Below are 19,775 nucleotides of genomic sequence, written 5' to 3'. Positions count from 1 at the left end.
ACCCACACCCCGAGGGAACCGGGGCACCGACCCGAAACAAGGAGCAGACCAGATGCAGTCCCGTATGCAGAACCCCGCCGTCGTCCTGCCGGACGCGATGCCGGCCGTCCAGACGCTCTTCAAGGCCGTGCACTCCGGCGGGGTGGACGCCCAGACACTGGAGCTGGTGCACCTGCGCGTCAGCCAGATCAACGGCTGCAGCGCATGCGTCGACGGCGGCGCGAAGTCGGCCCGCAAGGCCGGTGTGGGTGACGAGCGGCTGGCCGCGGTCGCCGCCTGGCGCGAGGCTCCGTACTTCACCGAGCCGGAGCGGGCGGCACTCGCGCTGGCCGAGGCCGCAACAAGGCTGGCCGACCGTCCCGACGCGGTGAGCGACGAGGTGTGGGACGCGGCCGCCACCCACTTCGACGAGAAGCAGCTGGCCGCACTCGTCCTGATGATCGGTGTCACCAACCTGTTCAACCGGCTCAACGCGACGACCCGCCAGATCGCGGGCGCCTGGGGATGACAGCAGCCGGCCCCCAGGCACGGAGCCTTCAGGGGCGACACGCCCCGTGAACGTCAGTCCCGGGGGCCGCCGCGGCGGCGGCCCCCGGGACTGACGACGCTTCCCCTCACACCCCGTACAACCGGAAGGAAACCCGCAATGAAGGACACGAAGAAGCCCGCCCGGAGCACCACCGCGACCGGCAAGACGTTCGAGGGATTCACCGACGAGGAACGAGGCGCGATGAAGGAACGCGCCCAGGAGCTGAAGACATCCGCGCGCCGCGGACCGCGCGCCGGCAAGGTGGACGAGGAAGCCGCCGTGCTCGCGAAGATCGCCGAGATGCAGGAACCGGACCGGGTCATGGCCGCACGGCTCCATGCCGTGATCAAGGAAAGCGCGCCGGGCCTCTCCCCGAAACTCTGGTACGGGATGCCCGCATACGCCAAGGACGGCAAAGTCCTCTGCTTCTTCCAGAGCGCGCAGAAATTCAACGCCAGGTACGCGACGTTCGGCTTCAGCGACAGGGCAAACCTCGACGAAGGCGCCATGTGGCCGGCCTCCTACGCCCTGAAGGAACTGACCGCCGAAGCCGAGGCAAGGATCCGCGTGCTGGTGAAGAAGGCGGCGAACTGAGCAGGGCCGAAGACCGGGGCGCGTCGTGGTCGGCGGGCGGGTCCCCGCCCGCTCAGCCCCCAACCGGCCTTCGCAGCCCGGCTGCCCGTGCCCCATACGAGCGCGCCGCCTTTCGTCCGGCGCCGGACAGGGAGCATCACACTGCTCTACGACTCCGCGGACATTGGGCCTCACCGATACCCCCTGCAGTGCAGGGAGTTGCCTTTATCCGGGTGCCCGACCCTGGAATTCTGGCGACAGATGCGTGACTCTCCCGGCATTCAGCGCGCCACTGCCCGGCCGACCGAAAGCCGGAACCTGCGCACCGTCGCAAGCGCCCGGCCTGCCGCCGTCCCGGCCTGCACCGTCACGCCCGCGCCGCCATCCGCCCGGACGCCTGATCTGGCGCAGAGGGAAGCGGCCGCATTCCATCAATGTGCTGCTGGCCCGGCGGCGCCCGGGAGTTCGCGCAGTGCCGCCCTTCGTGGACATGACGCCCGTAGCGGCGGAGGTCCGGTGCTGCGGGTTCATCGCGCAGAACGACGGGCGGCGAGCAAGAGCTTGACCCGCCGCGGCGCGGCGGCAGGACACCCCACGGGTGGCGACTGCGGCGCAGACCTCATGCAAGACCGGGAAATCCTCCGTGACTTGACTGCCGGCCAGAGCGTGCGGGGTGGGCCCCGGGGGCTCGGCCCGACCCGGTTTCCCGGTCGCAGAGGATGCGAAAGGAGCGTTGCCGTGCCCCTTTCTCCGAACCAGGGTTCCACCGGCGGATGCACGCTGGTGACCATCACGGGTACCAACCTCTCCAACACCAGCGCGGTGAAGTTCGGCACCAAGCAGGCCACGAACGTCACCAACGTCTCCCCGACCCAGGTCACCGCCCTCGCCCCGGCCGGCGCCGCAGGAACAGTCACCGTGACCCTCACCACCACCGCCGGCGTCAGCAACGGACTGACGTACACCCAGGTCACGGGCCCCGCCATCTGACCCTGCCCGGCGCAGGAGACAGTAGCGGCAAATACCGCACCGGCTGCAGCCAGACCACCCCGACCGGCCACCGGCGCCCCGTCAGGCGCCCACCACCCGACAGCAACCGGGGGCGCACCCGGTGCAGGCGCGCGAAGGCCACGAGCACGACGGACGCGGCCGGCCCGGCATCTGAGTAGGAGCGCTCAGGCGAGAACCGGGCCGGCCCGCAAAGCTGTACGCATGACGACACCGCCGCTCACCAGGCACCCGCACAACCCGCCCGGCCCTTACCCCGGCAACGCGCCGCACCCGCATCCGGCACCACCACGCCCACGGCGGGCGCGCATCGTCGCCATGGTGGTGACCCTCACCCTGCTGCTGACCGCCGCAGCCGCCACCGCGTGGCGGCTGAGCCGCGACGACGACGGCTCCCCACTGGCCGGCCGGCCGCGGGTGAACGACACCCGGGCCGGGCTGACCTACGCGATACCCAAGGGATGGGAACACGACGAAGCGAAGGACAAGGACCTGATCAGCGGCTTCACCTCACAGATCACCAGCAGGACAGAGCAGGACAGCGAGACGGGCAAAACAGTTCTCGCCGGCCGGGCCCCGCAGGTCATACGCCCCTCCGGCCTGCAACGGCAGGCAGAGTCCGCGGCCAGGTCGAACGCCGAATTCTTCTTCCCGGACCAAGCCGCCACGCTTGAGGAATCCCGGCCCGCAACCGTCAGCAGCCACCCGGCCCACACCGTGACACTCAACGTGAAAGAAGAAGACGGCGGCACCGCGCAACTGATGATGACCCTCATCACCGTGGACGACAACCGCACCTCATTCCTCCTCGGAGTCACCACAAACACACCAGGCACGAACGCCGGCCACGACATCGAAGCAGTCATGGAAAGCGCGAGGACGACATGACCCCCACCCCTGACGGGGCGGGAAGTGCGGGGCGCAGCCGGGGGGCTGCGCCCCGGCGTGTGCCGGCCGGCCTGCACAACCACAGCACAGCGCGGACAGCACGCCCGCAACACCAGTGCCGGTAACGGTGACCGTGTCGGTGACCAGTCCGATCCACCAGTGAACTCACACGTGCCTCTCGAACCGAGCACCCACCGATCCACGACCAAGGGCAGGACCTGACCGAACACCGCGAGGCCGGACACGCCTCGGGCAGCAGGCGTGCCCTGCCGCATACGGAGCGGCACCATGCGCTCCGGTCTCCCCAACAGCTCGCCCTGCGAGTTCCGGCTCTGAGGCATCGCGGCTCCACAACACGACAAGATGCCGACCCACGGGCGCCGTTCGGCGACCAGCCCGGCAAGGCCGCTGCCCAGCAGACCAACAGGGAAGGCCCCCGGGAGTCCGCTGTGGGCGGACTCCCGGGAGCCTTCGGTGGGGTGCCGTGCGGGAGGTCAGCAGGTGCCCGCCGGACGCTCGCGGACCACCAGGTCGGTCCAGCCTGTGGTGCCGTCGATCCAGGCCACCTGGCGCTTGTCGCCGGCCGCCGGGTAGCTCTGCTCGCCGCGGTTGCAGGAGACCCGGCTCTTGCGCGAGCCGTCCGTGCTGAACTGCCACAGCTTCGGCAGGGTCTCGTTGCGGTACTGGGTGTCGGGCGTCTGCGCCGTCACCGTCAGGGCGTCCTGCGAAACGGTCAGCTCCGATGCGATCAGCGCGCCCGGCTTGTACTCGTTGCTGAGGCTGACGGTGCCGGTGCCGTCCAGGTCCGAGCGCAGAATCGTCATCTGACCCTGGTCGGAGCCGTTGATGTCGGCCAGCCAGAAGACGTTGCGGCCGTTGACGCCGGTCTGGCCCAGGCCCTGCGCCGCATCCAGCTGGTCGACGAGGGCCGCCTTGCCGGTGGCGAGATCCATGATCTCCACGCCCAGGCGGTAGTCACCGTCCTGCGGGTACAGCTTCGCGTAGACGAGCTTGTCGCCCTTGACCGACGGGAGGGCGGTGCCGAGATTCCAGTCGCGGCCGTCGACGAACGTGGGCGCCTTGTCGGCGGGCCGCAGGTAGGCCACGTGGCGGCCGCCGAGGAAGTCGTACTCCTCGAACACCGTCACGCCCTTGTCGACGCGCAGACCGGCCACGCCCGTCGCGGAGCTGTGCAGCTTCTTGATCGGACCGCCCGCGACGGGGCGGGACAGGATGTCGACCGAGGTCGGCCCGTACGCGGCCCAGACGACGGTCTTGCCGTCGGTGGCGGGCGAGGTGTGGTAGCGGCCGTCGTTGGGGCTGATCACCTTCGGCGCTCCGCTGCCGTCCAGCCGGCCGGCGTACACGGAGTACGGCTCCGAGCCGTCGTCGTTGGACTTGGACGTCGTCCACCAGCCGCCGCCCGCGCCGACACCGGAGTCCGCCGTGTTGAGCCTGCCGAACAGGGTGTCGGAGTCGACACCGAGGGCGTCCTCCCAGCCGGGCACGACGCCATGGGCGTTGAAGGACCGCTTGATGACGTTGCTCTGCCCGGCCTTCACCCCGAGGTCCCCGGCAGCGGCGAGGACGGCGTTGCGGGCCTCGGTGAATCCGTCCAGCGGGGTCATGTACTCGGTGAGCGCCTTGTAGACGATTCTGTCGGCCAGGTCGCCGCCGAGGTCCTCCCGCATGTCCCACAGGGCCCCGGAGAAGATGGTGGAGTTGAGGTGCACTCCGCCGTTGTCGGTGGCGAAAGAGACGCCGAGGAAGCTCTTGGACGTGGTGGCCCCGTCGTTGAGGTCCCGCAGGGCGCAGTCGGCAGCCGTCTTGGTGCGGCACAGATCCTCGCCGATGAGGCCCGCGTCCGGGTCGTCCATGGACGTCCCGTTGGCGATGACGTCGATGGCGTTGCCGAAGTAGTCGGCCAGGGCCTCGTTCAGGGCGCCGGGCTGACCCGCGTAGACGAGGTTCGCCGAGTTCTCGACGACGCCGTGGGTCATCTCGTGGCCGACCACGTCGGTGTCGGCGGAGAGCGGCTTGTACTCCTTGTCGCCGCTGCCGTACACCATCTTCTGGCCGTCCCAGAAGGCGTTGACGTACGGGAAACCGTAATAGGTCACGCCCACAAGCGAGTTGACCGTCATGCCCTGGCCGTCGAGGCTGTCGCGGCCGTGGGACTTCTTGAAGTAGTCGTAGACCTGGCCCGCGTTCCAGTGGGCGTCGACGGCTCCGGAGTCGGTGGCGGCGGCGTCGAAGTCCGCGTTGGAGGACGAGAACTCCTTCACACCGCGCGGCCACACACCCGACGCCTCGGACACGAACCGGCCGCGTGCGTCCCAGGTCGACAGCGCGTTCTTGCTGGTGCCGCGCATGCGTGAGCGGTCGGTCATCAGATACCGGCCCGCGGCGGTGTCGTGCGACAGCTCCAGGTCGGCCTTCCTGCCGTTCAGCCGGATACCGGTCCCGGTTGCCAAGGGCAGATCGGCGGCAGTGACAGGCTCGTCCCCTGTCTCGGCCTGCCGGCCGGCCGAGGCGGCCTCTGTTCCAGGAGCCGTCAGCGTCTTCAGGGCGCTGTACTGGAGCACGGGGTAGCCGGCGCGGGCGTCGATGTACACCTCGCGCACGATCGGCGCGCCACTGCCGGGCGTGGTGCCGCTCACGGTCACCCGGTAGGCGAGGACACCCTCGCCCTTGGGCAGCACCACCAGTCCGTCGGCCTCGCCGGACAGTGCGGCGACCGAGGGTGTCTGTTCGCCCTCCGCGCGGGCCACGTCGTCCTTGCCGAGTTCGGCGGCACCGAGTTGCCGGGCGGTGGCCGCGACCGCACGCCGTACGGCAAGGTCCTCACCAATGGACGGAGTGGCGGTCGTCGTCAGCCCTGTGAAGTAGTGGCCCGACGTACCGGTGACGACCCGGCGGCCGTCCTTCTTCTCCATCCGCACCATGTACTGGCCGCCGAATACCTCGACGCCCTTGTGCTTCTGCTGCAGGCGGACGGTCTCGTCCACCCCGCTGCGCAGGGTGGCCACGGGGGTAAGGTCCGTGCCCGGCCGCGCGATCCTGTAGCGGCCTTGCTTCGCGGCCAGATGGTCGCGGGCGGCGTCGGCCGGACTGGCCTTCGCGTCGACGGGCTCGCGTATGCCCTCGACGAGTGCCGGAGTTGCCGTCTCCTTGCCGGGGACTATGTCCACGGTGGGATTGCTGGACTCGGCTGCCTGAGCCGGGCCGGCGGCCACCAGCAGAACGGTGGCGAGCAGGGCCGCCAGTTGGCCGCCGTTGCTCAGGGAACCGGACATCCCCCCGGATGTGCGTCCGGCCGGTGCGAATGAACGTGATCTGTGCTTGCGCAAGGCGATTCCTCCACGGGCTGTGCCTGAACGCGTGCGTTCGGTCACGACCATGCAAACCCTGTGGCGCCTCACTGCCAACACCGCCGACGAACTCACAAGTGGATACGCGCACTTGTGGGGAAACTGTGCGGAGGGCAAGAATTCCGCGCATGATCGATACCGAACTGCACGGCCTCGGGCTGGGAAAGACGGAGGAACAGGCCTACCGGGCCCTTCTGTTGGCGTCGGCAACCGACGCCGCGGACCTCGCCCGATTACTGGCCGTCCCCCGGGCCCGGCTCGACGAAGCACTCGCCTGTCTTGCCGACCACGGCTTCACCGCACCCGACCCCGCGGCCGCACCGGACGCTCTGCCTTCCCCGACCGCCCCCGCCGCCGCCCTGCGGATCCTGATCCACCGCCGCCAGGCGGCACTTCACCACCAGTCGGCCGAACTCGAACGACTGCGCACCCACGCCGACCGCATCGCCGGCCGCCTCATGTCCGGCTTCCCCGAAGCCGCGCTCGGCGACTTCGAGGTCGTCACCGGCGCCGCCGACATCGCCGCCCGGGCCGACGGCCTGCTCGCCTCCGCCGAACGGGAGGTGCTCATCCTCGACCGCCCGCCGTACGTCAAGGGAATCACCGGTGAGCCATCCTCCGGAACCAACCCGCCGGGACTGGAGATCGAGGATCTCCTCGAGCGGGGCGTCACCGTGCGCGCGGTCCTGGACCGCAGAGGCCTCGACTGTCCGGGGAAAGTCCGCTGCCTTACCGAGCTCACGGAACGCGGACTCCAGGCCCGCGTGGGAACGGCCCTGCCCACCAAGCTCATCGCCGTCGACAGCCGTACGTGCCTCCTGCCACCGACCGAGGCCGTCGACCCCACCATGTCCGCACTCGTCCTCGGAAACTGCCTGCTGCGCAATGCCGTGCTGCCCCTGTTCGAAACGGTGTGGGACCGCGCGACACCGTTCGGCAGCCCCGGGAGCCCGCTCGCGAATCCTCAGCGGGAACTGCTGGGACTGCTCGCAGCGGGCCTCAAGGACGAGGCCATCGCCCGGCGGCTCGGCGTCCATGTGCACACCGCCCGCCGGCGGATCAGCCAGCTGCTCGCGGAACTGAACGCCGACACACGGTTCCAGGCCGGGGCCCAGGCCACGCTGCGCGGCTGGCTGCACGACAGTCCTGTGAGAGGCGTCGCCTGAGTCCCCTCATCAAGGTCCAGGCCGCGGGCCCGCCGACCGCCGCTGCGACCTCCTCCGGACGAGGACGCGCCGGGCGCCCCCAGGCCCAGCGCTCGTCCTGACGATTGCCGCTATGGCACAACGCGTAGCCGACCGGGCCGCGAATCGTCGGCGTTAGGCGTGCGGCAGGACGGGCTCGTGTGGCTCCGGGTCGCTCAGATGCCACGGGCTCCGCTCAGGAGCCCGGCCCGGGGTCGGGGTGAACCGGGTCGACGATGCCCGCTCTGGCCGCCTCGAGCTGGGCGGCGAAAGCAATGCCCAGGAACAGGGCAACGCCGGTCAGGTTCGCCCACAGCAGCAGCGCGACAAATGCCGTCAGGGGCCCGTACACCGTGCCGAACGAGCCACTCTTGGCGACGTAGAAGGCAAGGAGCCAGGTCGTGCCGACCCACAGGATCAGGTGAACGGCGGATCCGAAGGCAAGCCAGGTGTAGCCGGGCTGGTCGCGCCGCGGGGACCAGCGGAAGATGGCGGCAGAGGCCACGACGGCGAGCAGCACACCGAGGGGTATTCGCAGCGGCCCCCACCAGCCGAGCCTGGACCGGGACCAGCCCAGGGCCTCCACCATCGAGTCACCGACCGCCTCGCCCGCGACGAGCACGAGAAAGCCCAGTACCAGCGGGAGGCCTCCCGCCAGCGCCAGCAGCAGCCCGCGGCCGTATTTACCGAGGAAAGGGCGGTCGCGCTCGATGCCGTAGATACGGTTGCAGCCCCGCTCGATCTGCCCCATCGCGGAGGCAAGATTGAGCACGGCGAAACCGAGCCCCAACCACATGGCGAGTGCACCGGCCGCGTCCGCTTCGGCACTGCGTCGTGTGTCTCCCAGGGCCTCTTGCACCAACTCCGCACTGGCTCCCGGCACGATCCTGCCGACCGTCAACTCGATCACACGGCTCAGACTCTCCGTGTGCACGGTCGTCGCCACCCCGACAAGAGCGATCGTGAACGGCACTATTCCTACGACGACCTGGAATGCCAAGGAGCGTGCGAAGCTGAATCCGTCCGCGTAGCGGAAACGGGAGAAGGCATCGAGAAAGAGCTTGCGCCCGCCGTAGCGGCGCAGCGCGGTGAACGCTTCGTCTCCCGAGAGTTCTTCCCCGAGCATGTCCCGCGTCTGCGGCACGTGCACCACGGTCCCCATGCGCCCCTCCTCCACCTTCCTGACAACATTTCTGCGCCTGCTGGGCGCGTCTGCCCGCTGTCCGGGCAGCCGCACCCTCCGAGCCCACGCTCATTCCACCGGGAGGCCGATGACGCATGTGTCTGTCGTCGTCGGTGTTGGCCCTGCTGTGGGTCAGCAGGCGGTCCAGCCGCTGTTCCAGCGATCCGGCGGAAACACTCGCCGTGGCGGTCAGATGCTGGAGTGAGTCGTGGAGTGAGGAGTTCCTACTCTCGGCTGAACCGTCCGTGTACATCAGCAACGTAGCGCGCCCCGAGCCGCGCTTCGCCTTCCGAGCAGTATGCCCTGAATGAGCGGCAGGGTCGTGCCTGCTCTTCGCTGACCAGGAGAGTCGGCAGGTGACCGGCACGGGCCCAGCGATCGGCGCTGGGAGCGGTTGGCCCGGTAGCCGGCCGCGGCACACCGCATTCGTTTCTGACAACCCCGTCCCATAACCTCGTGCATGGAGACGTCAGATGCCATGTGTATCCACGTTGAGGAGGAGATGGTGCTCGGAAGAGGCACGCGGTTGCTCGCGGGCGCCATGATCGTGGCCTGCATGGTGCTGGTCGGCCCCAGTGCTCCGAGCGGTGCCCTCTTCGCCAGGCCGCTGCCCGTCGAAGCCGTCAGGGATGTCGTACCGAACCGGGTCATGACGTGGAACATCTGCAACCCCTGCGAGGAAAGAAATGTTGACCGGGCAGCGGAGATCGCCACGTATGCGCCCCAGGTCATCGGCCTGCAAGAAGCATGCGTCCGCGACGTCGAGATGATCCGGGACTATCTGAAGAGCCGTTACGGGCTGGTCTACCACGTCGAGTACGGGGTGGTCCTACGGAATTGGGGCCGCTGCGGTGGGGAGCCGTGGAGGCCGGGAGCCTTCGGCCAGGCGGTCCTCTCAGCGGCACCGATGACAGACCGCGTCAACGTGGAATACCCCGACGGAGGGTCCGAAGACCGTGGCTACGTGGCAGTAACCACCATGGTGGGCGGCCGGCCTGTCCGGGTCTTCAACACACACCTCGCCCAACGACGTCAAGAAGCAGTCCGAGCAGACCAGATCGCCGTACTCTCCGCAGACGTCGCCCGGCATGACCGCGCGATCGTTCTCGGCGACTTCAACGCCGTGCCGGATGCTCCCGAACTCACCGGGATATGGGCACTGGCCGCGGATACAGACCCACAGTGTCATCCCTTGCCCGCCGGCACCTGCAAGCCGACCACCGACTGGCAGAGCAAGTTCGACTACATCTTCCTGCGAGGCATCGTCCCGCTCGAGCACCGTGTGCATCCCACCCCGTACTCGGACCACCACCTGCTGCACACCGACCTCGAGCCGCGCAGCCGGTAGTTGAGCAGATGGGCGAGGCCCAGCGCGACGAGCAGTTGCGGCGCGGTGGACATCAGCCCCATGGTGACCGTGTTCCGCAGCGCGTTCCCGGGGCGCTCCGGGGCGGCAGGGCCTGGCGGCTCACCAGGAGCTGACGCCGCAGCACGGCGAGGCGGCCGCGATCCGCTGCGCGATCAGTCGGCGCCGGACCTGGCCGGTGGCCGGAGTACGGGGCAGCTCGTCGACGACGCGGAGCAGGCGCGGGTGCTTGTGGGCGGCCAGCCTGCCGTGGAGGTGGCGCCGCAGGTCCTGCAGGCTCGGCGGACGTCCGGGGTCGCGCGGTACGACGACTGCACAGACCACCTCGCCCCATGCGGGATCGGGCAGGCCGACGACGGCGGCGTCGGCCACGGCCGGATGGTCCGCGAGCCGGGCCTCCACTTCCTGTGGGAGGACGGTCTCGCCACCGGTGCGGATCAGCTCGCCGAGCCGGCCGGTGAGGGTGATGCGCCCTGCGGCGTCGATCTCGGCAAGGTCCCCGGTGCGGTACCAGCCGTCGTCGAAGGCCGCGGCGGTGGCGGCCGGGTCGTCGAAGTAGCCGTCGAAGAGCAGCGGGCCGCGCACTTGCAGCTCTCCGTCGGCGCTCGTGCGTACCTCGGTCGAGGTACCGGGCACGCCGATGGAGTGCGGGTGATCGCGGAGGCCGTCGCCGTCGAGTGCCGCGACGTTGCCCGTTTCGGTCGAGCCGTAGAAGACGCGCAAGTGGGCGCGTGGTGCGGCGGTCCGGACGGCGTCGAGGAACCCGGCGGTGACGGCGGAGGTGCCCGTGTCGGCGAAACGCAGCGTGGCCAGCGCCGCGTGGTCGCCGTCCAGTACCCGCTGCCAGACGGCGGGCACGCAGTAGAGCCGGGTCGCCCGGTGGGTCTGGACGGCCGCCCGGATCGCCTGCCCGTCTGCGTGGTCGAGGTACACCACCGTGTCGCGTGCCTGCCACTGCTGCAGGGAGATCGTCCAGGCCGCCATGTGGAACAGAGGGAACGAGCAGACCGCGGCGCCGCGCGGTTCGAGCTGTGATCCGGGGTGGGAGCGCAGGAAGCTGACGCGGTGGGACAGCACGATGCCTTTCGGCCGGCCGGTCGAGCCTGAGGAGAAGAACAAGCAGTGCGGGTCGGTCTCCAGGAGACTGGTCGAGGTGTGCGGCTCCGTGTCCCGTGCTGCGGCCGCCCCGTGTGCCTCTGCGTCCGCTGCGACCACGGCCGTCAGGTCCCGTACCGGGGCGCCGATCGCAGCGCCGAGCCGCGCGGTCTCGGCCGGTGTCCGGTCCGCCGTGACGACGAGCGCCGGGCGGACCGCGGCGGCGAGTTCTGCCGCCTCGTCGACGCCGAGCGTTCCTGGGACGGGCGCGTAGAGCGCGCCGAGTCTGGCGAGCGCGGCGAAGAGGGGGACTGCGTCCAGTGTCGTGCCCGCCCAGCAGACGACGCGCTCGCCGGGGCCGATGCCGAGTCCCCGTAGGGTGCGGGCGACCGTGTCGGCGCCGGTGTCGATCTCGGCGAAGGTGAGTGACCGGTCGCCGAGCACGGCCGCCGTGCGGTGCGGCACGGCCCGCGCGGCGTTGGTGAAGACATCGCCGATCAGCAACTGGTGCGCGGGTACGGGCATGGGTACGGGCCTCCTGCCTGCGGCGGCCCGGCGCGCCGGGCCGCGCCTCAGTCCTTCAGCTCGACGATGATCTCGTGGTAGTCGCGCTCCCCGGTGTTCACCGCCGTCTCCACGCCACCGCGGGTGACGTAGATCGCTGCGCCGGGCACCACCTCGGCCTCCAGGAAGTCCCGGTAGGGGCCCTCGGTGTCGGGCTCGGGCCGTACGGCGATCCGGTCGCCGGAGATCTGGACCAGGATGTTGTCGAGCTCGTGGCGGTGGACGTCGCTGTGCTCGCCCGGCGCGAGCCGCAGTTCCCAGATCCGCACCCGGTCGTTGTCGAACAGGACCTTGCTGCCGATGCGCCCGAGCACGCGTTCCTTGTCCACAGTCCGCTCCCGTCGTGTCCGTAGCTGGTACCGGGCTGCCGGTACCGGTCAGTACCCGATCGTCGTGTCGACCTCGTTGATCAGCGCCTCGCCCGCGAGGTAGCGGGCGAGGTTCTCGCGCAGGAGCCGGAAGACCCCGGCGAAGTGCGCGCCCGCGGCGGAGGCCGAGTGCGCCGAGATCGCCAGATTCGGCGCGTGCCACAGAGGGCTCGCGGCGGGCAGTGGTTCGAGGCGCGCGACGTCGACTGCGGCGCCGCCGAGCCGCCCCGACCGCAGGGCCTCCACCATGGCCTCCTCCACGACGCACGAGCCGCGGCCCACGTTGCAGAAGAACGCTCCCGCAGGCATCGCGGCGAACGCGGCCCTGTCCATCATGTCCACGGTCTGCGGTGTCTCCGGCAGGGCCGCGACCACCGCGTCGCACTCGGCCAGCATCGAGCGCAGCCCGTCGGGGCCGTACAGCGTGTCGGCATGCGGCGCGGGGCGTCCGACGCTGCGCCGCATCGCCGAGACCCGCATGCCGAAGGCCCGGGCCCGTACCGCGACCTCGGTGCCGATCGCGCCGAGGCCGAGCACGCCGAGGGTGCGGCCTGCCAACGGCTCGCCGTAGTAAGGGGTCCAGCGGTGCTCGCGTTGCGCCCGGTCCAGTTCGGCGAACCGTTTGAAGTGCCCGAGCACCCTCGCGAAGGCGAACTCCGCGACCGGCACGGCGTTCACCCCGGACGCGGTGGACAGCCGGATGCCACGCGCGTCGAGGTCCGCGGGCAGCAGGTGCCCGACACCCGCACCGATGGCCTGGACCCAGCGCAGCCGGGGCGTGGCCCGCGGGACGTCCGGCGGCAGGCGCAGCCCGACGAGGATGTCGAGCCGGGCCAGCGCCGCGGGGGTGGTGGCGCCGGGCGGGCATCGGACGACCTTGACGCGCGAGTCGACCGCCCGTAGTGCAGCGATGTCCCGCTCGATCACGTCGGCGGCACGCTGGTCCCAGGACGGGGGGTAGGCAAGGCCGACGACGACCGCGGAACGCTCCGTCACTGTGCCACGTCCTTCCCGCCTTCCAGGTCTTTGAGCACGCCCATGGAGTGCACCGCGGCATGGTGTTCGGCCAGGTAGATGGGGGCCTGCGTCGTCTCCACGAACCAGCCGGTCGGGCACATCGTCAAGATCTCGACGAAGGTGAAGCCCAACTCCTGTGCCCGCAGTGCTCGCAGGACCATCCTCTTCGTGCGGTGCACATTGACCGCGGTGTCGACCGCGCCGCGTGCGACGTACACGGCCCCCTCCAGCTGGGCGAGCAGGTTCGCGAGCCGGATCGGATGCCCGTGGCGGGTGCTGTCGCGGCCTTCCAGGGTGTTCTTCGTGCGCTGGCCGAGCACGGTCGTGGCCGTCATATGGCCGCCGGTCTCGCCGAACACGCCGTTGTTGAGCATGAAGCAGGTGATCCGCTCGCCGCGGGCCGCCGCGTGCAGCACCTCCTGCAGGCCCTCGTCGGCCATGTCGCCGTCGCCCTGCACGGTCAGTACGGCCAGGTCGGGCCGGCTGCGCTTCACGCCGGTGGCCACCGAAGGGGCCCGCCCGTGCAGTGCCTGGACGACTTCGATGTCGAGGTTGTTGGAGAACGCCGTGGAGCAGCCGATCCCGAACACCGCGACGCAGGAGGCAGTGCGGCCGAGTTCCGCGACGGCTTCCACGATGGCGCGCATCGCGACCGGCTCGCCGCAGCCGGGGCAGAGTTGGTGGGCCCCGATGTCGACCAGGGCGGGTGTGAAGTCGTGGACGAGTTTCGCGCCGCAGGCGGGGGGCTCGTCCGTGGGGACGATGGGCAGGGCTTTGCGTCCGGTCATGTCGCCACCTCCGTGATCCGCTCCCGCAGAACCCGCACGTCCAGGTCCGGTGCGATACCGAAGCCGGAGGGGTCCATCGAGAGTCCGCCGATGAACTCGACCGGCAGCGCGCCGTTCACCGCGAGCCGCACGTCCTGCACCGCCTGCCCGGTGTTGTTCTCGTACACCGCGACGGCACGCGCGCCCCGGACGCGCCGTGCGATCTCGGCGTACGGGAAGGGGACCAGCGTCACGGGCCGCACGAATCCGATGCGCGCCCCCGTGGAGCGCAGCTCGCGGACGGCGGCGCGCAGGTACTTGGCCGGGGTGCCGTAGCCGACGACCACGAGCTCGGCGTCGTCGAGGAACATGGACTCCACCCGGGGTGGGATCGCGTGCAGCATGGCCTCGGTCCGCTCGGCGCAGGCGCGGTAGTGGACCGCGAGGTCGTAGCCGGCCTGGCCGCCGAGGCCGTCGCGCTGCTTGGCGGTGCCGAGCGGGGAGACCAGCTTCGCGCGGCCGGTGCCCCCGCTGCTGCCGTTCAGCGCCCACCCGGGGCGCGCAAGGGCTCCTTGCGAGGTTCCTTCCGGCCCCTGCGGCCCTTGCGGGATCGCCACCGACTGGTGCGTGTGCGCGAGGTAGTAGTCGCCCAGGACCATGACCGGGGTGCGCCACGCCTCGGCCCATTCGAAGGCGAGCGAGATGTGCGCGACCGCCTCCGGGACGTCCGACGGCGCGAGCACGGGCAGCCGGTAGTCGCCGTGGCCCCCGCCGCGGGTGGTCTGGAAGTAGTCGCCCTGGCCGCGGGCCATGTTCAGCACCACCAGGGGCAGCCGCGCGAGCGTCATCTCGGCCAGCGACTCCTGCATGAGCGCGAGTCCCTGGCCGGTCGAGCCGGTGGCGGCGCGCGTACCGGTCGCCGCGGCTCCCCAGCACATGCCGATCGCCTCAAGCTCGCTCTCCGCGTTCATGCAGATGCCGCCGGCCTCGGGCAGCCGCGCTGCCATCGACTCCAGGACCTCCGTGAACGGCGTCATCGGGTAGCCGGCGAAGAACCGGCAGCCCGCGGCGACCATCGCGGCCGCGAGGGCTTCGGAGCCGGCCAGCAGCCGGGCGGGCCCGCTCACCGGCCGGCCGGCCGGTGGTCGTAGCGGTACACCTGGAAGACGAAGTCGGGGCAGATCGCCGTGCACGCCGTGCAGGCGATGCAGCCGGGCAGCAGCTGCGGATACCGGTGCCCCCGGCTGTTCACCTGATCGTCGGTCATCACCAGGACCGACGGCGGGCAGGCGTCGATGCACAGCTCGCATCCCTTGCATGCCTCGACGTCGATGACGAGCGTGCCGCGGCTCATGCGACCGCCTCCGGCCAGGCCGGCACGTACGTTGCGGCCGCGCGGGCGAACCCGGTTCGCAGAGCCCGCTCGTTCACGGCCAGCAGGCGGCTGCGGTAGGGCGGCAGAACATCGGGCAGCGTGGCCACCAGGTGGTCGATCCCGACGATGCCGGTGCCCCGGACGTACGCGCCGAGGGCGACCAGCATCGCTGCGCCAACCGCGCCCAGCTCATCCGCGACGCCCGTGGCCGGGACCTCCAGCACCCGGATGCGGTCCGGCCACGGACAGGCAGTACAGAGCGTGCTGTTGACCACTGCGAGACCGCCGGGCCTGACGCGCTCGGTGACCTTGTCGGCGTATGCCTCGTGCATGACCAGGCACGACCACGCACGGGAGACGGTCGGCGGGCTCTCGATCGCGCGATCGCCCACGATCAGCGTGGCCTCGGTGTTGCCGCCGCGCATCATCCCGCCGTAGCTGCCGAACATCGAGACAGCGAGTCCGGCGTTCGTCAGCGCCTGGGCGAGCAGCCTGGCGCCGAGTTGGATGCCCTGCCCTCCGATGCCTGTCATCAGCAGTTCACGCTCCACCGGCCCTCCCTCCGTCCGAATCAGAGACTCAGCGATCTGAGACCCCGTCAGAACAACGTTCTCAGAATAGGAATGAGCGTTCCCACACGCCAGAGGCTGTGGCAGGATTTCTTGCACAGGACGGGGAAGGCGGGGAGGGCGGATGACCGACGGGGCGCCGGATCTGGTGGAGCGCGCGGTCGCCCGGCCGCTCGCCGGACGCTACGAGGTCTCGGCGGCCGAGGTGCAGCGGCTGATCGAGGCCACCTACACGGTGATCGAGAGGACCGGGTCGCTGGACCCCACGGTGCGCGACATCCTGCACGAGTCGGGCCTGTCCAACCAGGTGTTCTACCGGCACTTCCGGTCCAAGGACGACCTCCTCATCGCCATGCTCGACCACGGCCGGCGCCGGATGGCGGACCATCTGCGCCACCGGATATCCGCCGCCGCAGGTCCGCTCGACGCGGTCCGGGCCTGGATCGAGGGGGTACTCGCCCAGGCCGCCGACCGGCGCGCGGCCGCCAGGACCCGACCCTTCCTGGCCCATGTCGACCGGCTCGCCGCACGCTTCCCCGACGAACAGCGGGCCTCCGAGGAAGCGATGATCCAGCCGCTGGCCTTGGCACTTCGCGAGGCCGCCGCGACCGGCGTGCTCAACGGCGCGGGCGAGGGGGCCGATCACGACCGCGATGCCCGTACCGTCTACCTGCTGACCATCGCGGTCCTCCACGAGCATCTGCGCACCGGCACCCGGCCGGAGACGGCGGAGACGGACCACCTGGTGCGGTTCGCGCTCGCCGGCCTCAGCGGCAGCCGCTGACTCACGGCACTCGGCACACAACTGCCCCGACCGCCGAATACCGGCACCCGCACACCACCACGAGCACCTGGCGGGTGCAGGACCAAAGGCGGGTGAAGCCAACCTCTTTCAGTGCCGGGAGAGGGTGCGCGGTGAGCGGGACGGGACTGGCCGTGGAGGCGCAGGCACGCTCACACCCGAGTCGGCCATGTCGGTCTCGTGCAGGGAAAGGTGAGCGGTGCGACGGTGTGGTTACTGGAGGGGGTGATGGGGAGGTCGGCCCAGGCGCGCGCATCGTGGTCGGTGTTCGGCGTCGAAGCCATCGGCCCTTGTTACCGTGCAGGTCCCGCGCGTTCGAGCTGATGAATCGGAGAGCCCACGATGACCTATGAACTCGGCGAGGTTGTAGCAGAGCGGCGGATAGACACCGTCGCTGAGGACGGAGGCGGCATGTCGGTGGTGGTGAGGATCGGAAAACCGCAGCCGGACACTCTGATGGACGGGGTGTCACAGACGAAGCCGCACACCGATTGGTACTGCCCCCATCAAATTGTGGGCCTGGGCGAGGAAAGCGTCCACGTGTCCTTCGGGGTCGATTCTCTGCAGGCATTCTTGCTCGGCGTGTACAGCCTGCAGCTGAAACTGGCCGAGCGCGCAGAGGCAGCGTCGGTCCGGCTGGATTGGCTGGGGATGCCCGACCTTGGCCTGAAGGTCGACCCGGAGGTGCACAAGCTCCCCGGCCGGCCTCCCGGCGTCCCGCGGACAGGCTGACCCGTCCCCCGGGTCTGGCGAAGTTCGCCGGCAGGTCGAAGCGGCCACCCGCGCCCACTTCGACGGACCCGCGGCGCGTGAGAGCAATGCGGTCAGTTCTCCGGACAATTCTCGCCCGTCAGGCAGCGAGGGCCGTAGAGCGGGGGCCAGTTGGTGCGCCGGGCCAGGAGGGCCGCAGTATCCCCGCAGGCCCTCGATCTCCCGGAACATCCAGGAGCAGATCATCTGCCCGGTGAGCAGGAGAGGGTTCACCTCCTCCGCGAACCCGGGAAAGCCGGCAAGTGCCCGGGAGGCCGCCCAGCAGGTCGGACCGGCCCTACCCGTACGGCGCGTCCTGCATGGCGGCGAACAGCGGGGCGTCGGTGACACCGGTCAGGGCCTCCACTTGGTGAAGGAAGGCGTCCGTCAACTCGCTGTCTGTGTCCAGGGATTCGTCGTGCAGCCAGTGGATCCGTTCGAAACCGTCCCCCATGCCGAGGGTGCTCAGCCGATGGGGCCGTGAGGCGGCCCCCTTCCTCGGACACGGGTGGGTAACGAGATACCCGACACCTTGTCAGTGCAATGTCACATTACTATGTTACGGGTCACATTCCAGTCCTAGGCTGTCCGACTGCTTCCGGAGTGACCACTCATGGACAAGCACGCCTGCACCTCTCTCGCCGCAGCGCTGGTGGCGACCCTCGCCCTCGGCTTATCCGGCTGCTCCGGCGGGCCGGAGGCAAGCGGCACCCGCAACGGCAAGAATCCCGCAACGACCAACAACGGCCAGGTGGTTGGCGGGACGCCGAAGAAGGGTGGCACCCTCACCGTCCTGTCCAACCAGGACTTCACCCACCTCGACCCGGCCCGTAACTGGGTGATGGGCGACATGGACTTCGGAACCCGGCTGCTCTACCGCACCCTCGTCACGTACAAGGCACAACCGGGCGCCAAGGGCGGGGAGCTGGTACCCGACCTCGCCGAGGACCTCGGCGTCTCCTCCAACGGAGCCAAGACCTGGACTTTCAGGCTCAAGAAGGGCCTGAAGTACGAGGACGGCTCGCCGATCAGCGCTCAGGACATCAAGTACAACGTGGAGCGGTCCTTCTCCCCCGACCTGCCCGGCGGCCCCGACTACGCGGCCCGCTACCTTGCCGGCGCGGAGGGCTACCAGGGCCCGGCCCAGGGCAAGCACCTCGACTCCATCAAGACCCCCGACGAGCACACGATCGTCTTCGAACTGCGCAAGCCCTTCGCCGAGTTCCCCTACGCGACGGTCCTGCCCACCTTCGCCCCGGTGCCGAAGGCGAAGGACAAGGGGCCCCAGTACGACAACCGCCCCTTCTCGTCGGGGCCGTACAAGATCGAGTCATACGACCGGGACAAGCAGCTCCTGCTGGTCCGCAACACCCACTGGGACCCGGGCACCGACACGGTGCGCAAGGCGTATCCGGACAAGGTGGTCGTGGTGATGGGGCTCAAGGGCAACCAGATCGACGACCGGCTCATCGCAGGCCGGGGCCAGGACGCCTCCGCCGTGCCGTGGGGCAAGCTGCGCCCCGAGAGCACCCCCAAGGTGCTGACCAAGGACGATGTCAGAAAGCGGCTGCTCGCCGAGTCCACCAACTGCACCGAGATGGTGCAACTGCACACCGGCCGTGCGCCGTTCGACAGTGTCAAGGTGCGTCAGGCCGTGCAGTACGCCCTGGACCGCGAGAGCATCCTGACCGCCTCCGGCGGGCCGGCCCTCAACGACGTGGCCACCGCCTACATGCCGGGGTCGCTCTTCGGCGGCAGCCAGCCCGACACCCTGAGGATTCCCGCAACCGGTGACGCGGTGAAGGCGAAGCAGCTGCTGAAGGAGGCGGGCAAGCCGGACGGCTTCTCCACCAGCATCACCGTCTCCAACGGCGACAAGGGGGTCGGCGAGGCGATCCAGCAGTCCCTCGGCCGAGCCGGGATCAAGGTCACCATCGAGACGGTGGACCCGTCCGCCTTCTACGACACCATCGGAGACACCAAGAACCGCACGGACCTTGTCTACACCGGCTGGTGCCCCGACTACCCCTCCGGTTCCACCTTCCTGCCCTTCGTCTTCGACGGCCGCTACATCAAGGAGAAGGGCAACTCCGGCAATCACTCGCTCTTCCGCGACGAGGCGAGCATGAAGCGGATGGACGAGATCGCCGCCATGACCGATGCCGAGCAGGCGGGCAAGGCGTGGCGCGAGCTGGACGGACAGATCCTCGCCAAGGCCCCGGCGGCACCCGCCGTCATCGAGCGCATGCCCCTCCTGCTCGGTACCAACGTCGCGGGCGCCTTCGGCCACACATCCTTCGGCGGCCAGATCGACTACGCCACGGTCGGCCTCAAGGACCCCTCCAAGAGCGGCAACTGAAGGTACG

The 19,775-nt window shown here is 69.9% G+C and carries 19 protein-coding genes and 1 pseudogene; 9 read left to right on the top strand and 11 right to left on the bottom strand.

Going from position 1 to position 19,775, the window contains the following annotated elements:
- The first annotated feature begins 52 nt into the window (after positions 1-52).
- From OHS70_RS37325 to OHS70_RS37310, 4 genes are all read left to right on the top strand, one after another.
- Positions 53-508 carry a carboxymuconolactone decarboxylase family protein gene (locus OHS70_RS37325; protein WP_328405077.1) on the top strand — a complete coding sequence of 152 codons (456 nt, stop codon included), beginning with the start codon at positions 53-55 and terminating at the stop codon, positions 506-508.
- A 138-nt stretch (positions 509-646) separates the two neighbouring features.
- A complete protein-coding gene (locus OHS70_RS37320; protein WP_328405075.1) occupies positions 647-1,123 on the top strand; it encodes an iron chaperone in 477 nt (158 codons plus the stop codon).
- A 717-nt stretch (positions 1,124-1,840) separates the two neighbouring features.
- Positions 1,841-2,092 (top strand): IPT/TIG domain-containing protein, encoded by a 252-nt coding sequence (locus OHS70_RS37315; protein WP_328405073.1) that lies wholly within the window; start codon positions 1,841-1,843, stop codon positions 2,090-2,092.
- A 222-nt stretch (positions 2,093-2,314) separates the two neighbouring features.
- Complete coding sequence (locus OHS70_RS37310; RefSeq protein WP_328405071.1) at positions 2,315-2,998, top strand: hypothetical protein; 684 nt, start codon at positions 2,315-2,317, stop codon at positions 2,996-2,998.
- Positions 2,999-3,492: 494 nt separating this feature from the next.
- On the opposite strand, the gene OHS70_RS37305 is transcribed toward OHS70_RS37310, so the two are convergent.
- Complete coding sequence (locus OHS70_RS37305) at positions 3,493-6,294, bottom strand: M4 family metallopeptidase (protein ID WP_328405069.1); 2,802 nt, start codon at positions 6,292-6,294, stop codon at positions 3,493-3,495.
- A gap of 203 nt (positions 6,295-6,497) precedes the next feature.
- Between OHS70_RS37305 and OHS70_RS37300 the strand changes: the two genes are divergently transcribed.
- Complete coding sequence (locus tag OHS70_RS37300) at positions 6,498-7,535, top strand: TrmB family transcriptional regulator (RefSeq protein WP_328405067.1); 1,038 nt, start codon at positions 6,498-6,500, stop codon at positions 7,533-7,535.
- A 214-nt stretch (positions 7,536-7,749) separates the two neighbouring features.
- Here OHS70_RS37300 and OHS70_RS37295 read toward each other — a convergent pair whose 3' ends face one another.
- Positions 7,750-8,715, bottom strand: coding sequence for a YihY/virulence factor BrkB family protein (locus OHS70_RS37295; protein ID WP_328405065.1), 966 nt, complete (start codon positions 8,713-8,715; stop codon positions 7,750-7,752).
- 481 nt (positions 8,716-9,196) lie between these two features.
- Here OHS70_RS37295 and OHS70_RS37290 point away from each other — a divergent pair, with 481 nt between their 5' ends.
- Positions 9,197-10,084: an endonuclease/exonuclease/phosphatase family protein gene (locus OHS70_RS37290; protein WP_443062708.1), complete on the top strand. Its 888-nt coding sequence runs from the start codon at positions 9,197-9,199 to the stop codon at positions 10,082-10,084.
- On the opposite strand, the pseudogene OHS70_RS37285 reads toward OHS70_RS37290, so the two are convergent.
- From OHS70_RS37285 to OHS70_RS37250, 8 genes and pseudogenes are all read right to left on the bottom strand, one after another.
- Positions 10,066-10,170 (bottom strand): annotated as a pseudogene (locus tag OHS70_RS37285) (sugar ABC transporter permease); the annotation flags it as partial. The gene OHS70_RS37290 and the pseudogene OHS70_RS37285 overlap by 19 nt on opposite strands.
- A gap of 34 nt (positions 10,171-10,204) precedes the next feature.
- The gene (locus OHS70_RS37280; RefSeq protein WP_328405061.1) at positions 10,205-11,722 is read right to left on the bottom strand and encodes a class I adenylate-forming enzyme family protein; all 1,518 of its coding nucleotides are present in this window, start codon (positions 11,720-11,722) and stop codon (positions 10,205-10,207) included.
- Between the two features lie 47 nt (positions 11,723-11,769).
- Positions 11,770-12,090 carry a hypothetical protein gene (locus tag OHS70_RS37275; RefSeq protein ID WP_328405059.1) on the bottom strand — a complete coding sequence of 107 codons (321 nt, stop codon included), beginning with the start codon at positions 12,088-12,090 and terminating at the stop codon, positions 11,770-11,772.
- Between the two features lie 48 nt (positions 12,091-12,138).
- Complete coding sequence (locus OHS70_RS37270) at positions 12,139-13,125, bottom strand: D-2-hydroxyacid dehydrogenase (protein ID WP_328405057.1); 987 nt, start codon at positions 13,123-13,125, stop codon at positions 12,139-12,141.
- Positions 13,122-13,934 carry a thiamine pyrophosphate-dependent enzyme gene (locus OHS70_RS37265; protein ID WP_328405055.1) on the bottom strand — a complete coding sequence of 271 codons (813 nt, stop codon included), beginning with the start codon at positions 13,932-13,934 and terminating at the stop codon, positions 13,122-13,124. Before OHS70_RS37265 ends, OHS70_RS37270 begins: the two co-directional genes overlap by 4 nt.
- A complete protein-coding gene (locus OHS70_RS37260) occupies positions 13,931-15,040 on the bottom strand; it encodes a hypothetical protein (RefSeq protein ID WP_328405053.1) in 1,110 nt (369 codons plus the stop codon). The genes OHS70_RS37265 and OHS70_RS37260 overlap by 4 nt, the downstream gene beginning before the upstream one ends.
- Positions 15,037-15,267: a 4Fe-4S dicluster domain-containing protein gene (locus OHS70_RS37255; RefSeq protein ID WP_328405051.1), complete on the bottom strand. Its 231-nt coding sequence runs from the start codon at positions 15,265-15,267 to the stop codon at positions 15,037-15,039. The genes OHS70_RS37260 and OHS70_RS37255 overlap by 4 nt, the downstream gene beginning before the upstream one ends.
- Positions 15,264-15,839 (bottom strand): 2-oxoacid:acceptor oxidoreductase family protein, encoded by a 576-nt coding sequence (locus OHS70_RS37250; protein ID WP_328405049.1) that lies wholly within the window; start codon positions 15,837-15,839, stop codon positions 15,264-15,266. Before OHS70_RS37250 ends, OHS70_RS37255 begins: the two co-directional genes overlap by 4 nt.
- Positions 15,840-15,981: 142 nt before the next feature.
- Between OHS70_RS37250 and OHS70_RS37245 the strand changes: the two genes are divergently transcribed.
- Both OHS70_RS37245 and OHS70_RS37240 read left to right on the top strand, forming a co-directional pair.
- Entirely contained in the window at positions 15,982-16,641 is a 660-nt protein-coding gene (locus OHS70_RS37245; protein ID WP_328405047.1) for a TetR/AcrR family transcriptional regulator, read from the top strand.
- Between the two features lie 360 nt (positions 16,642-17,001).
- Positions 17,002-17,391, top strand: coding sequence for a DUF6968 family protein (locus OHS70_RS37240; protein ID WP_328405045.1), 390 nt, complete (start codon positions 17,002-17,004; stop codon positions 17,389-17,391).
- A gap of 316 nt (positions 17,392-17,707) precedes the next feature.
- Here the strand turns inward: OHS70_RS37240 and OHS70_RS37235 are convergent, their stop codons facing one another.
- Positions 17,708-17,863 (bottom strand): hypothetical protein, encoded by a 156-nt coding sequence (locus OHS70_RS37235; protein ID WP_328405043.1) that lies wholly within the window; start codon positions 17,861-17,863, stop codon positions 17,708-17,710.
- 159 nt (positions 17,864-18,022) lie between these two features.
- Here OHS70_RS37235 and OHS70_RS37230 point away from each other — a divergent pair, with 159 nt between their 5' ends.
- Positions 18,023-19,768 (top strand): ABC transporter substrate-binding protein, encoded by a 1,746-nt coding sequence (locus OHS70_RS37230; RefSeq protein ID WP_328405041.1) that lies wholly within the window; start codon positions 18,023-18,025, stop codon positions 19,766-19,768.
- The last annotated feature ends 7 nt before the right edge of the window (positions 19,769-19,775 follow it).

This window comes from Streptomyces sp. NBC_00390, from assembly GCF_036057275.1.
In the GTDB taxonomy this organism is placed as follows: domain Bacteria; phylum Actinomycetota; class Actinomycetes; order Streptomycetales; family Streptomycetaceae; genus Streptomyces.
This window is presented reverse-complemented; position numbering and strand designations above follow the sequence as displayed.

Coding starts and splice junctions, on each gene's coding strand:
- OHS70_RS37235 (WP_328405043.1), bottom strand. CDS start 17,863: ATGGGGGACGGTTTCGAACGGATCCACTGGCTGCACGACGAATCCCTG.
- OHS70_RS37245 (WP_328405047.1), top strand. CDS start 15,982: ATGACCGACGGGGCGCCGGATCTGGTGGAGCGCGCGGTCGCCCGGCCG.
- OHS70_RS37310 (WP_328405071.1), top strand. CDS start 2,315: ATGACGACACCGCCGCTCACCAGGCACCCGCACAACCCGCCCGGCCCT.
- OHS70_RS37320 (WP_328405075.1), top strand. CDS start 647: ATGAAGGACACGAAGAAGCCCGCCCGGAGCACCACCGCGACCGGCAAG.
- OHS70_RS37295 (WP_328405065.1), bottom strand. CDS start 8,715: ATGGGGACCGTGGTGCACGTGCCGCAGACGCGGGACATGCTCGGGGAA.
- OHS70_RS37230 (WP_328405041.1), top strand. CDS start 18,023: ATGGACAAGCACGCCTGCACCTCTCTCGCCGCAGCGCTGGTGGCGACC.
- OHS70_RS37305 (WP_328405069.1), bottom strand. CDS start 6,294: ATGTCCGGTTCCCTGAGCAACGGCGGCCAACTGGCGGCCCTGCTCGCC.
- OHS70_RS37290 (WP_443062708.1), top strand. CDS start 9,197: ATGGAGACGTCAGATGCCATGTGTATCCACGTTGAGGAGGAGATGGTG.
- OHS70_RS37325 (WP_328405077.1), top strand. CDS start 53: ATGCAGTCCCGTATGCAGAACCCCGCCGTCGTCCTGCCGGACGCGATG.
- OHS70_RS37280 (WP_328405061.1), bottom strand. CDS start 11,722: ATGCCCGTACCCGCGCACCAGTTGCTGATCGGCGATGTCTTCACCAAC.
- OHS70_RS37265 (WP_328405055.1), bottom strand. CDS start 13,934: ATGACCGGACGCAAAGCCCTGCCCATCGTCCCCACGGACGAGCCCCCC.
- OHS70_RS37255 (WP_328405051.1), bottom strand. CDS start 15,267: ATGAGCCGCGGCACGCTCGTCATCGACGTCGAGGCATGCAAGGGATGC.
- OHS70_RS37240 (WP_328405045.1), top strand. CDS start 17,002: ATGACCTATGAACTCGGCGAGGTTGTAGCAGAGCGGCGGATAGACACC.
- OHS70_RS37300 (WP_328405067.1), top strand. CDS start 6,498: ATGATCGATACCGAACTGCACGGCCTCGGGCTGGGAAAGACGGAGGAA.